Raw genomic sequence first — 13,103 nt, 5'->3', positions numbered from 1 at the left:
AAATTTAGCTGTTTTTTCTTTTTTGAACTTGTACGATAAAATCCTTCTCATATTTCTTACCATTTATATAAAAAGTTCCCCACAGTTTATACGTGCCTTGGGCAGGAAATGTAATACGATACTGTAATTGCTCATCCGTATCAACAGGCATAGCGTATAAAAAGTTTTCCCTCGTTTCATCTACGATATAAAGAGTTTCCTCTTCTCCTCTCTCTGAATGTAATTTCAATTTTTCACCCTTTTTTGCTTGAAACTGAAATGTTAACGTCACCGGCTCATTCGGATGTAATGCACCGAATAAAAGAGAAACTTCATGCTCTCCAATTTTTTTTGTAAGTACACTATCGACTGGCAGGTTCACCTTCTTCTTATTTTTTTCTTCTTTTTCTCTCCCAAAATCTGTCTTCGCGAATGATTCTACTGACTTATTTTTGTCTTCATATAAAAATATTGTATACGCTTCATCTTTCGCTATTTTGGAAGATAACTTATATGATCCATTCCCTGCAAATGTAGGTTTAATCTGTTGTATATGTTTTAACTGTTCATCTACAATAACTGCCCGAATTTGATCATTTACACCACGAACCTCATTATTCTTTTTATTTAGTAATTGAAACAAAATATCTACTTTATCATTTCCTTTTCCATTTGATACATCCCATTTTACTTCTTGAACACCTCCTACCGTCTCTACGGTTTCCTGATATTTTTTTATGTAAAATCCTCCCGCCACAATAAGTACCAAAGCTACAAGTCCAATGACAAGATTTTTCAAAAAATCACCTACCATTTTTATTGTCTCTGTTTATACAAAACTTCTTTCATATATATTCTAGATTATGATTTATGAAATCCTCCTCTTTTGCACATATTACAAATAATTAAAAAGATTTTAATTGAACGGATTCGTAGTGTATAATGCAAATGATATTGATTTCTATCAATACATTATAAGGAGGACTTTTCATGAGTGTACATATTGAAGCAAAACAAGGCGAAATCGCTGAATCTATTCTATTACCTGGTGATCCATTACGCGCAAAATATATCGCTGAAACATTTCTAGAGGACGTTACTTGCTATAATAACGTGCGTGGTATGTTAGGTTTCACTGGAACTTATAAAGGAAAACGTGTATCTGTTCAAGGTACAGGTATGGGTGTTCCTTCTATTTCTATTTATGTAAACGAACTAATCCAAAGCTACGGAGTTAAAAATTTAATTCGTGTTGGGACTTGCGGTGCAATTCAAAAGGACGTAAAAGTACGTGACGTTATTATTGCAATGACAGCTTGTACTGATTCGAATATGAACCGTTTAACATTCCCAGGTTTTGATTTTGCACCAGCTGCAAACTTTGACCTTTTAAAGAAAGCTTACGATGCAGGAACTGAAAAAGGATTACACGTTCGTGTTGGTAACGTTTTAACAGCAGATGTTTTTTATCGTGAAAGCATGGACATGGTTAAAAAACTTGCAGATTACGGTGTATTAGCAGTAGAGATGGAAACAACTGCTCTTTACACATTAGCAGCGAAATATGGTGTAAATGCATTATCTGTATTAACAGTAAGCGATCACATCTTCACTGGTGAAGAAACAACATCTGAAGAACGTCAAACTACATTTAACGAGATGATTGAAATCGCTTTAGATGCAGCAATTCAACAATAATACATTAAAGAACTCGTCATACGTCTGTCGAGTTCTTTTTATGTGACTTTTTATAAAAAACTACTTTAGAAAGAGACAGATTTCTCCCTCTACTTTCTTGTCACGTTTGTTATAATAAAGTGAAATCATTTACAGTATTTCTCATAAGAGGTGAAGCAGTGAAAAACAGAAGTATCGTCTTTAAACTATTTTTATTAACATCAACATTATTTACAATCATATTCCTCCTCTTTTTCCTAGGACAGTCTCTATTTTTAGAGAAATTTTATATTAATAAAAAAGTAAAAACCGTTCAAACTGCCTTTGAAAAATTCGTAGATAATTATGAAAAAAGCGGCAAAAGTTATGAGGAAATTAGAAAACTAAAACAAGAATTTCATGATAAAACAAATGCTGAAATGCAATTTTTAGATTCTAATGGCATTATTAAAAGTGAAAACAATTTCTACATTGATGTTATTGATTCTAAAACTCAAAGTACGTATTCCATTCCACTTAATAATCTTTTAACACCCGAAGAATATATTAAATTCGAAAATTTAGGTTTAAAAAAAGATGGACCAATCAGCGTCTTGGGGTTCTTACAGGGGAATATTATAACACCAATAGAATTGTCAACAAATTATAATCGATGGCGAAACGAACATTTCAATTCGGATTTCCAATCAATTAATAGTAATCCTCCTAAAAATGGACTTACAAATCGATACAAAACTACAACTAATATCCGTCTTACTGGCGTTATATCTAAGTTACAGCTCCCATCCAAAGCTGAGGTTCGGCTTGCAAATGACATTGAAACATTACGAGCCGTTCAATATTTTACATACACAATTAGGCAGGGTACTTCTGATTCAAATAAATTAACTATATACCCATTAGGCGTTGAAGAAAATTTACAAAGCCGCATCTTTGTAAAACCTATTATGGAAAACAATATGGTTACAGAGTACGCCTTTGCGATAGTATCTTTGCAACCTGTTAATGAAGCGATGCTCGTTTTAAAAGATTATTATGTCTATGCCTTAATCATTGTGTTTCTCGTGATTATTTTATTATCCTTCTACTATTCAAAAATTATTGTGAAACCATTAATTAAGATTAATCGCGTTACAAAGAAAATGGCTAATTTTGATTTTAGCGAGAAACTACCTGTTACAGCAGACGATGAAATTGGCGGACTTTCCGGCAGTATCAATACATTATCTGTAAACTTAAAAGACAGAATTGATCGATTAAATGTTGCCAATACAAAATTACAACAAGATATTGAACGTGAACGTCAATTAGAGAAGACGAGGAAAGAATTCATTTCTGGTGTATCCCACGAATTAAAAACACCACTTAGTGTAATTAGAAGTTTCGCAGAAGGGATTCAAGATGGTGTTAGTAAAGATACAACGTATTATACAGATGTTATTTTAGAAGAAACAGAAAATATGAACAGACTTATTGTTGAAATGTTAGAATTAGCAAAACTAGAATCGGGTACGTACAAACTAGAAATGACAACATTCTCAATCGGTGAATTAATTCAGCAAATCCATACAAAGTTATTATTTAGTATGGAGGAAAAGCAGTTACAAGTGGACGTCGATGCAGACACTTCTATATTTGTTAAAGCGAATCGTAGTCGTATTGAGCAAGTAGTTGTGAACTTACTTAGCAATGCAATTCGCTATACGCCCGATGGAGAAAGAATAAAAGTCTCTGTTATAGAAACCGAAGATACAGTAAAAGTCGAAATCGAGAATACAGGAAATCCTATCCCAGAAGAAAGTCTTGAAAAAATTTGGGATCGCTTCTATCGTTTAGATGCATCACGTAGTCGTCATACTGGTGGTACCGGTCTCGGGTTATCTATTGTAAAAAACATTTTAGATCTCCATCATGCCAAGTACGGTGTATATAATACGAATAATAGCGTTGTATTCTATTTTAATTTACCAAATGTAAAAGAAGTCAAATAATTTGTCTTAATTTCACTAGGAGTTCACATGAAATTCACACTCTCCCTTTATAGTAAGAAACAAGTTAATCCTTTCCTTTACACATATAAAAGAGGAGAGTGCGTGAAATGAAACAAGCAGGACAACCTATTCAAAGTGAAAAACAATTAGAAACTATCAAAAATATACTTTTACAATCTTCGAAACGTGATGGCTTATTATTCGTATTAGCCGTAAATTCTGGCTTAAAAGTAAGCGAAATCTTACAATTAAAAGTTAGCGATGTCATCGATGAAAACGAAAATGTTCGCCATTCCATTTTATTTTACAATGAAAAAGTAAAGAAACATAAATGGTTTGCTGTAAATGAAGACTTACAGCACGCAATCGAAGACTACATGAAAGAACGTAAAACTTGGAAACGCAATGAGCCATTATTAAAGTCTCAAAAAGGAACAAAATCTATTACGAGACAACATGCATGGTACATTTTAAACAAAGCTGCAAAAGAAGTTGGATTAGAAGGGATTAGCTCACATACACTTCGAAAAACTTGGGGCTATTGTGCATACAAATCAGGTGTTGACATTGCATTTTTACAACACTTCTTTGATCATAGTACTCCATCAAAAACTTTAAAGTATATCGGTATCGCTTAATACCTCTTATACATAAAAAAGGTTACCATTTAAAAAATGGTAACCTTTTTTATGTTTCATATTCTCTTTTCTTTTCTTGTCTCTCTTATATTGTAGTGGTACTCTAATAATAAGGGGGAGAAATTATGAACACACTTACAATTGAATTACCGCAAGAAACGGCTGAAAAACTCGATTTATTAAAACAAGCTTATGAAAAGAAAACAGGTGCTAGCATTTCTGAGAGCACTCTCGTTCAAACACTTATCTCAAAAGAATTTATCCAAGCGATAACTCCTTTTGATTTACAACAATTTATTAACGGAAAAGAACAGCATTAATGCTGTTCTTTTTTTATTGCTATTTAAAATACAAAAAAATTTTACTTATTTTCCGAAAAACCATTGACAATGATAATGATAACCATTATCATTTGTTATGAAGCCAACAATTGATGAATCAACCAAACGCTCAGTAACATTGTTACCCCTCTTTTTCATATAGAAAGGCACTGTACATTCCCCCTGTTTGTACAGTGCCTTTCTTGTTTTATCATCGTTCAAATAAATTTAATTGCTCAGGCTTTGGCTCACCATATGTAATGTTCATCATTTTCATAAGTTGTTTCGCATTATCCGCTGCATCCCCGCCCGAATTATTATTAAATAATACGTATATGTCCTTTGTCTTCTTTTTTAGTTGCTCTAGTCGTTCTACCCATTCTTCCAATTCTTTATTGTTGTAGCGATATAAACAGCGAACCGCCCTCCAATTTTCCCCTTTATCCAGCCAGCCATGAACGTTTCGACCATGAAAGCGGATTAATGTTATATCCGAATCCGTCGCCTCTAATACGAGTGGAACCGAACCAATTCCCGCTTGCGGTTCATCACAAATTGTATGAATCCATTTTTCTTTCTCTAAAAATTGTAGCGTTTTATCTCTCATTTCTGGATAAAACCATGTTTGATTTCGAAACTCTATCGCACACGGTAAACCTTCCATTTTCTCTTTCGTATATCGAAGGAAATCTACATTTTTCTTTTTGCAATCAAACCATGGTGGATATTGAAATAAAATTATTTTTAATTTATTCGCTTCTATTAAAGGAAGAATCGATTGTTTATACACATCAAACATCTCATCAAACGTAGAAAAAGGAGTTTCTCCTTTCATATGCCCTGTCATTCCTTGATACGCTTTTACGACAAAAGAAAAGTCTGTCGGTGTTTCCATCGCCCATTTCGTATAATTTCGTGCCGGTTGCATCGCATAAAATGAACTATCCACTTCGACAATAGGAAAATGTTCACTGTATGTTCGTAATTTATTTTTATTTTCATAGGGATCTATATATAAAGAATCATGATCTCCCCACCCTGTCACTCCAATGAAAAACAATCATATTCCTCCCTTTCAGTTTTCATCTTATATTCATTCTACTGATTTCCCAATCATCTTGGACAATCAAATTCATTAAGTAACTCTTTCTTTAAGAGTATCCGTATAAAAATATGATATACTAAATGGAAGAATTTTTAAATTGAGGGGTTATTTATTTATGCTTCCAACCGATGATATTTTATCTCATGAAAAACGAATAGAAGAACTAGAAAATAAAGTACGTTTTTATGAAGAACTTGTGAATCAATTGCCGCATCATTTCACATATAAAAATCCACATATTGGTTTACAAATAAAGAAAACAAGAACAAATCATTCCATTCAAAACATACGAAAAGAGAATAAAGAAGCTGATTTTCAACTTACTTGCGATTCATTATTTTTATTTGAACAACTTGAAAAACACTTTGTTCATATTTTTGATGCTTTTTCACATCATGTAACCTTTATTGATAATAAAGGGAATATTACATTATGTAATCAAGCTGCTGCAGATGATTTTGGTGTAATACGAAACGAAATAATTGGAAAGCCAATTCAACAATTACTTAACTTACCTGAAGAAAAAATTAAAGCTATTGAAACCTTAAAAACAGGAACCGAAATATATAATGAAGAGGTTTTAGACAAAAACTATGGCATTATTAATAATCGAATTATTCGCGATTATAATGGAGAGATTTTTAGAGTTATTAGCGTTTTTCATTATTTAAACACAGAACGTGATGCAGAGAAATTTTCATTAGCAGGACGAATTGCCGCCGGGATTGCACATGAAGTACGCAACCCACTTACAACAGTACGGGGATACTTACAGTTTTTACAAGAGAGTGTATCTCCATCCAATAAAGAATTATTTAAACACTTACTTATTCCTGAATTAGATCGTGCAAATAGTATTATTACACAATTTTTATCTATATCGAAAACACGCGAATTTAAAAGAGAACCGTTTCCCATTAATACATTTTTACGTGAATATATTCAACAGCTACTAGCAAGTGAGGTCTTTTTGCATAACATTTCAATTGATTATAATTTTTCTAATGAATTAGATGATATTTTAGTCCATATTGATCGCCATGAACTTGTTCAAGTGTTTTTAAACCTATTTCAAAACGCCGTTGATGCTCAAGGTGAAAAACCTCTTTCTATTCAAATCACTAGTTATCGCCTAGATAACTTCGTTCGGATTACTTTCACAGATAATGGAACTGGTATTCCTCCAGCTATTCAAGAATATATCTTTGATCCATTCTTCTCAACAAAAGATTCAGGAACAGGACTGGGCCTATCAGTAACGAAGAAAATTATTCAAAATCATAACGGTACATTAAAAATGACTAGTAATCAAGCCGGTACAACTTTCACTATTTCAATTCCAATTTTACCCAAAACAACCCTTGAAAGGTTGAATGAATACAAATGAGGTATTCCTCCACAAACCGCATGCCAATTGTTAGATACTCTCAACAATTGACATGCTTTTTTATGTTGAACTAATCTTCTTTAATTTCTATAAAACTTTCTCCATAACTTAATTGTTTTTGCTCGGTAGGCAAACTTCTTATTTTTTTAGAAATAGTAGTTTGTCCATCACGAATTTAGTATAAATCTCATCTTAATATATTGTAACGACTATTGATTCTATGAAAGAAAGGAATGAAAAGATAAACAATATAAATAAAGGAAAAGTATTTTATGGTAATGATTGTTGCGAAGTCAGAGCCTGTAGTCATATTAACATCTCTAAGTCCGAACTTACAGAATTCGTTAGACTTCTTCAAGCTCTTAGTCAAGCTATTCAAGCTGTCTTTCAAAAACCTTCTCAAAATAATATCGATAACTTGATTGCTGCCCTAAATAACCTACAAAAATTCCTCAATTGCTTAGATTTGTCTCCAGCACAAAAACAAATTGGAAATTCTATTATCGCTAATCTATTAACTATTTTAAGAACAACACCTTTCTCATGCGGAGCATTGTACGTTGAGCTACAAAGCTTGCTAAGTTATTTAAAGTAGATTGTTGTACTATCGACAAATTAGTTAACCTCATAACAGAGATCCAAACTATTCCTAGTTCAATACGGATCAGATTGCCTTGGAGGAGGTGCTAGTAGGACTCAAGGGGCTTACTGGTGCCCAAGGACCGGTGGGCTCTCAAGGTGCTACTGGTGCGACAGGTCCAGCGGGTACTCCAATTCCTGTACCTATCGCGTCCATCGGAAACTCAAATCCACAAACTATATTTCCTGGAACAAACATCCAATTCAATCAAGTTTTTGAATTAAATAATATCACTTTCAACGATACTGCAGATACTTTAACAGTTTTAGAAACAGGCGTATATGATATTAATTTCTCAGCGTCTACAACTTTCCCAGGCTCTTCACCGTTTGGATTCGGTATTTCCTTCAATGGTCAACCACCTACTCGTAATTTTTCAACTAACGTTATCGGTAGTGCTGTTTCTTTCTCTACAATCGTTACTTTACAAGCTGGTACAACAATCGCTGTACAACCTACAGCAAATACTATTTCTATTCCTAACACAGGTGATACAACAGCAACACTATCTGTTTTCCGAATTTACTAATTTTCACTAAATAAGCGTATTTATAATAATATGCATCATTTGACTGTAAATTAAATTTCTCTTTTTATATAGAAAGGAGCACTTATTTGGGAGGATAAGTGCTCCTTCTTTACGTTTCTTTACCTCAAATTTACTCTATCTTAATCCTCATTTTGTATGATAAATAGTGAAGTCAAAGATATGAAAGAGGGATGAAAATGAGAGTTATGTCACTGATACGCATCTGGGTTGCTCTTATGGTATGCATTATTTTATGTGTAGGATTTTTTTTAACTCTAAAATATTCCACTATATCAAAAGCAGAGAGAAAAACAGTTCCATACAAGCTTTTGTATACAAAACAAAGTAACATCCCTTATTCCAATGCAGCAAATAATGAAAAAAAGGTTATAAAAGGAATGCTTATTACGAAAGCTTCTAGTTACGAAACGCTACTTCAAATTGCTGAAACGATTAAAGATCAGTATATAAATAAAGAAATTGATGAAATCACGCTTTCTATCCATAATGAAAATAATGGTAGTTATGAAGAAGAATTACCTTACGAACCTATTAGTAAAGGCAAAATCATTATCACATATGATTCTCAATCCTCTGGCAGTACGAACATTATACTAAACGAGTAATATCATTTCCCAATTGGTATGGGCTAATCATTAGCGGTGAATAAACATCCCTTAATGATTGAAGTTTCACTTTATTTTTCATACGAAAAAGAGGCGGATTTCGTTATTCGCCTCTTTCTTCTTTTACCAAAGTGATGGAATCCACTCTTTCACTTTATCAAACCACTCTTGCTGCTCTTGTTTTCTTTGTTGTTCCTGTTCTTTCCTTCTCTTCTCTTCTTCTTTTCTTCGTTTTTCCTCTTCGATTGTTTGCAATTGTTTTTTGTAGTCAGCCTCTGGTATTAGCGATAACTGGAATGCTTTTTGAGCTGGATTTGCATTTGCTTTTTTCATGATATCCCGGAACATCGTCGTCGTAATTTGACTCCCCCCTGGAACATAATGCTCGCTATCTGTTTTATCATATCCTACCCAAATTGCACCTACTAAATCTGGCGTATATCCAACAAACCATGAATCCTTTGCACCATTGCTTGGACCATTTACAATTTGAGTAGTACCTGTCTTACCCGCCGTATCAACATTATTAACTTTCGCTTTTTCACCTGTTCCCTTTTCGACAACACCTTTTAATAAATATGTCATCTTTTGAGCAATTTTTTCACTCGTCACCCGCGTCTCTTTCTTATACCATTTCCCAATCGTTTCACCTTCAGCGTTTTGAATTTCTCTAATTGCATGAGCCTCCACTTGAACACCATCATTTGCAAATGTACTATATGCTTGGGCCATTACAAATGGAGATGTACCTACATGCATTCCGCCTAAAGCAATCGGATACGTACGATCTTCTGGCACTATTGGAATACCAAATCTCTCTAAAGATTTCAATCCTTTATCTAATCCTATTTGTTCTAACAGCCAAACTGCTGAAACATTATACGACTTTGCCACCGCTTCATACATTGTCACATTACCATGGAAGGTAAGATCACTATTTTTCGGTTCGTATTCTTTAATACTAAATGGTTCATCTTTTAATATATCGTATACTTCATACCCTTGTTCTAACGCTGGTACATATACAGCAAGAGGCTTTAACGTTGAACCTGGTTGCCTTTTTAATTGAGTAGCATGGTTAAATTGTAAAAACTGATACGGTCCTCTGCCTCCAACTAAAGCTGGAACACCACCAGTTTTTGGATTCACAAGGACCACTCCTGTTTGCATGAGCTGATCTGAACCACTATCTTTAAAATAGTTATCATTATTCACAACATCTTCTACAGCCTGTTGTTTTTTCGAATCAAGCTCTGTATAAATACGATAACCACCTGCTAAAATCTCATTTTGTGTTAATTCGTACTTGTCCATTGCTTCTCTAACAATATAGTCTACATATTGAGAATATTTACCTTTGTATTTATCATCAACACCACGTTTTAATACAAGACCGGACTCTTTTTCTTTATTGTACTGTTCTTCAGAAATATACCCTTGCTCTTTCATTAAACTTAATACGACATTACGTCGTTCAATTGATTTATTAAAGTTTTTATAAGGCGAATACGCAGACGGCGCTTTAATCAAGCCCGCAATCGTTGCAGCTTCTGAAATTGATAAATCTTTTACATCTTTATCAAAATAAGATTTAGCTGCTCTTTTTATACCCCAAGCCCCTTCACCAAAATAAATTTGATTCATATACATTTCAATAATTTCATCTTTTGTATAAGTACGTTCTATTTTTTTAGTTAGAAAATATTCTTTTATTTTACGTGAGAACGTGCGGTCTTGTGTCAAAAATACATTTTTCGCAAGTTGTTGTGTAATTGTACTTCCCCCTGCTACAACTTCTCCTGCTGTAATATTTTTAAAAACCGCACTTATAATTCCACTATAGTAAATACCGTGATGGTTAAAAAACTCCTTATCTTCTACTGCAACAATTGCCTGAACCATAATGTTAGGAATATCTTTCCTTTTTACACCTTCTGTTTTAGAAGAAGCCAATTTAGTCGCAACTTCATTGTTTGCATCATAAATTAAAGTCGGTTGCGGAACAGCTTGTTTTAATTCAGATATGTCTTGAATGGAAATTATTATATTTATAGCAATAAATAGAGTAACGAGTAAACTGCCCAATACAATTAATGAATTGCGTAGTTTCTTCCTCTTATTGAACCACTCAAGCGTTTTTTTAAAGTGAGTGTTCTTCAATTTCATTCGTTCACTTCCTTCGTTTGTTTACACTCTTCTTTTCAAAAGGAAGAATATACCTCCTTTTAAATTTATTATAATAACGTAGTCCTTCCTATAGTGTAAAGCTTTTCTTTCACATTCATACTTTTTGCAAGAAAAGGACATTCTACAAGTAAGATATTCAATATCGATTATTAATATTATTAATACAACAATGAGAGTTATGTTAAGTTTTTGTAAACTTTTCGATAAAATGTTTTAAAAAACGACAGTTTTTTGTTAGAATTGACTAGCCAATATATTTTACATATATTACTTTTGTGGGGGTAACTAATAATGGTCTTTAAATCAAAAAAAGATAAATTTTCTGAAATGTTAATGAATGTTTCTGAAAATTTAAAAGAAGGCGCGCAATTTTTCGTGGAGTATAAAATTAAAAATGCTAGCGATTTAAAAGAATTTTCTATGCGCATGAAAGAATATGAGTCAAAAGGTGACTCATTTATTCACGAAATCATTATGGAGCTAAACAAAGCGTTTATTACTCCTATTGAACGTGAGGACATCCTACAACTTGCAATGAGTATGGATGATGTATTAGACGGATTAGATCACAGTGCTGGTCTGTTCGAAATGTATTCTATTACAGAAGCTGATGAATACATGATTAAATTCGTAGAAGCAATTAATCAATGTGCAATTGAAATTGCAAACTCTGTTGAACTACTGTCTAAAAAGAAGTTGGTCGACATTCGTACGAACGCGATTAAGATTAAGGATTACGAATCACAATGCGATGATATTCGTCGTCATGCGATTAAACACTTATTCTCTCGTGAAAAAGATCCGATTAAGATTATTCAATACAAAGAGATTTACGAAGAGCTTGAAGAAGTAGCTGATAGCTGCCAAAGCGTTGCAAACGTATTAGAAACAATTATTATGAAGAACGCGTAAGGAGTTTGATCATGGATACACTCTTGATACTGACCGTTTTAGTAGTCATTTGCGCTTTAGCTTTTGACTTTATCAATGGATTTCACGATACAGCAAACGCTATTGCAACGGCTGTTTCAACGAAAGCTCTAAAGCCTAGACATGCAATTATTATGGCAGCTATTATGAACTTTTTAGGTGCAATGACATTTACAGGTGTAGCAAAAACGATTACAAAAGATATCGTTGACCCATTTGCTTTACAAAATGGTTCTCTTGTAATTTTAGCTGCTTTACTTGCGGCGATAGCTTGGAACTTAATTACTTGGTACTACGGTATCCCAAGTAGTTCTTCGCATGCAATTATTGGCTCAATCGCAGGTGCAGCTATTGCTGCTGCTGGTATTAGTTCATTAAACCTTAAAGGATTCATTAAAATTCTTGAAGCTTTAATCATTTCACCGATTATCGCTTTTGTTATTGGTTATATCGTATACAGTATTTTTAAAGTGGGCTTTAAAAACTTTAACTTAACGAAAACGAATAAAAACTTCCGTATATTCCAGATTTTCACTGCAGCATTACAAGCTTATACACATGGTACAAATGATGCACAAAAAGCAATGGGAATCATTACGATGGCTCTTATGGCCAATAACTATCATACTTCTAGCGACATCCCGTTCTGGGTACAATTATCTTGTGCAATTGCAATGGGTCTTGGTACTTCTGTCGGTGGATGGAAAATTATTAAAACTGTCGGTGGACAAATTATGAAAATTCGTCCTGTAAATGGTGTAGCTGCTGATTTATCATCATCACTTGTTATTTTCGGTGCAACATTCATTCACTTGCCAGTTAGTACAACGCACGTTATCTCTTCTTCTATTTTAGGGGTTGGTGCTTCTCATCGTGTGAAAGGTGTAAAATGGGGAACTGCAAAACGCATGTTAATTACTTGGGTTATTACACTTCCTATTTCAGCTTCATTAGCTGCGTTATTTTACTACTTATTACACTTAATCTTTTAATCAAAAGTCGTCTTCCTTATTTTTCTAGGAAGACGACTTTTTTGTGAACAAGCCTATTTCTTATTAAAAAGCGTGTATAATGATTGATGGATAAGTTATATA

The 13,103-nt window shown here is 33.4% G+C and carries 13 protein-coding genes; 10 read left to right on the top strand and 3 right to left on the bottom strand.

What is annotated here, in order from left to right; translation table 11 throughout:
* Positions 1-4: 4 nt before the first annotated feature.
* On the bottom strand, positions 5-793 hold the full coding sequence (locus JDS92_RS07125; protein ID WP_141523542.1) for a hypothetical protein: 789 nt from the start codon (positions 791-793) through the stop codon (positions 5-7).
* A gap of 176 nt (positions 794-969) precedes the next feature.
* Between JDS92_RS07125 and deoD the strand changes: the two genes are divergently transcribed.
* From deoD to JDS92_RS07105, 4 genes are all read left to right on the top strand, one after another.
* Positions 970-1,677 (top strand): purine-nucleoside phosphorylase, encoded by a 708-nt coding sequence (gene deoD, locus JDS92_RS07120; RefSeq protein WP_000110704.1) that lies wholly within the window; start codon positions 970-972, stop codon positions 1,675-1,677.
* A gap of 158 nt (positions 1,678-1,835) precedes the next feature.
* Positions 1,836-3,647: a sensor histidine kinase gene (locus JDS92_RS07115; protein ID WP_098138211.1), complete on the top strand. Its 1,812-nt coding sequence runs from the start codon at positions 1,836-1,838 to the stop codon at positions 3,645-3,647.
* 107 nt (positions 3,648-3,754) lie between these two features.
* Complete coding sequence (locus JDS92_RS07110) at positions 3,755-4,285, top strand: tyrosine-type recombinase/integrase (RefSeq protein WP_000806240.1); 531 nt, start codon at positions 3,755-3,757, stop codon at positions 4,283-4,285.
* 125 nt (positions 4,286-4,410) lie between these two features.
* Complete coding sequence (locus tag JDS92_RS07105; RefSeq protein WP_001094863.1) at positions 4,411-4,605, top strand: DUF3924 domain-containing protein; 195 nt, start codon at positions 4,411-4,413, stop codon at positions 4,603-4,605.
* Positions 4,606-4,816: 211 nt separating this feature from the next.
* Here the strand turns inward: JDS92_RS07105 and JDS92_RS07100 are convergent, their stop codons facing one another.
* A complete protein-coding gene (locus JDS92_RS07100) occupies positions 4,817-5,665 on the bottom strand; it encodes a DUF72 domain-containing protein (RefSeq protein ID WP_000465099.1) in 849 nt (282 codons plus the stop codon).
* Between the two features lie 160 nt (positions 5,666-5,825).
* On the opposite strand from JDS92_RS07100, the gene JDS92_RS07095 reads away from it, so the two are divergent.
* The 4 genes from JDS92_RS07095 to JDS92_RS07085 all read left to right on the top strand — a co-directional run bounded on the left by JDS92_RS07095 (position 5,826) and on the right by JDS92_RS07085 (position 8,892).
* Positions 5,826-7,097, top strand: a complete 1,272-nt coding sequence (locus JDS92_RS07095) for a PAS domain-containing sensor histidine kinase (protein ID WP_000938018.1) — start codon at positions 5,826-5,828, stop codon at positions 7,095-7,097.
* A 220-nt stretch (positions 7,098-7,317) separates the two neighbouring features.
* The gene (locus tag JDS92_RS31510; protein ID WP_033662975.1) at positions 7,318-7,692 is read left to right on the top strand and encodes a collagen-like repeat preface domain-containing protein; all 375 of its coding nucleotides are present in this window, start codon (positions 7,318-7,320) and stop codon (positions 7,690-7,692) included.
* Between the two features lie 88 nt (positions 7,693-7,780).
* Positions 7,781-8,266 (top strand): Gly-Xaa-Xaa repeat protein, encoded by a 486-nt coding sequence (locus tag JDS92_RS31505; RefSeq protein WP_374191295.1) that lies wholly within the window; start codon positions 7,781-7,783, stop codon positions 8,264-8,266.
* A 197-nt stretch (positions 8,267-8,463) separates the two neighbouring features.
* Complete coding sequence (locus JDS92_RS07085) at positions 8,464-8,892, top strand: hypothetical protein (RefSeq protein WP_001265581.1); 429 nt, start codon at positions 8,464-8,466, stop codon at positions 8,890-8,892.
* A gap of 123 nt (positions 8,893-9,015) precedes the next feature.
* Here JDS92_RS07085 and JDS92_RS07080 read toward each other — a convergent pair whose 3' ends face one another.
* Entirely contained in the window at positions 9,016-11,058 is a 2,043-nt protein-coding gene (locus JDS92_RS07080) for a transglycosylase domain-containing protein (protein ID WP_000769258.1), read from the bottom strand.
* A 312-nt stretch (positions 11,059-11,370) separates the two neighbouring features.
* Between JDS92_RS07080 and JDS92_RS07075 the strand changes: the two genes are divergently transcribed.
* The gene (locus JDS92_RS07075; RefSeq protein ID WP_000231446.1) at positions 11,371-11,991 is read left to right on the top strand and encodes a DUF47 domain-containing protein; all 621 of its coding nucleotides are present in this window, start codon (positions 11,371-11,373) and stop codon (positions 11,989-11,991) included.
* An 11-nt stretch (positions 11,992-12,002) separates the two neighbouring features.
* Entirely contained in the window at positions 12,003-13,001 is a 999-nt protein-coding gene (locus tag JDS92_RS07070) for an inorganic phosphate transporter (RefSeq protein ID WP_199631731.1), read from the top strand.
* Positions 13,002-13,103: the final 102 nt, after the last annotated feature.

It is taken from the genome of Bacillus cereus group sp. N12, assembly GCF_016483575.1.
GTDB classification, from domain to species: Bacteria; Bacillota; Bacilli; order Bacillales; family Bacillaceae_G; genus Bacillus_A; species Bacillus_A toyonensis.
This window is presented reverse-complemented; position numbering and strand designations above follow the sequence as displayed.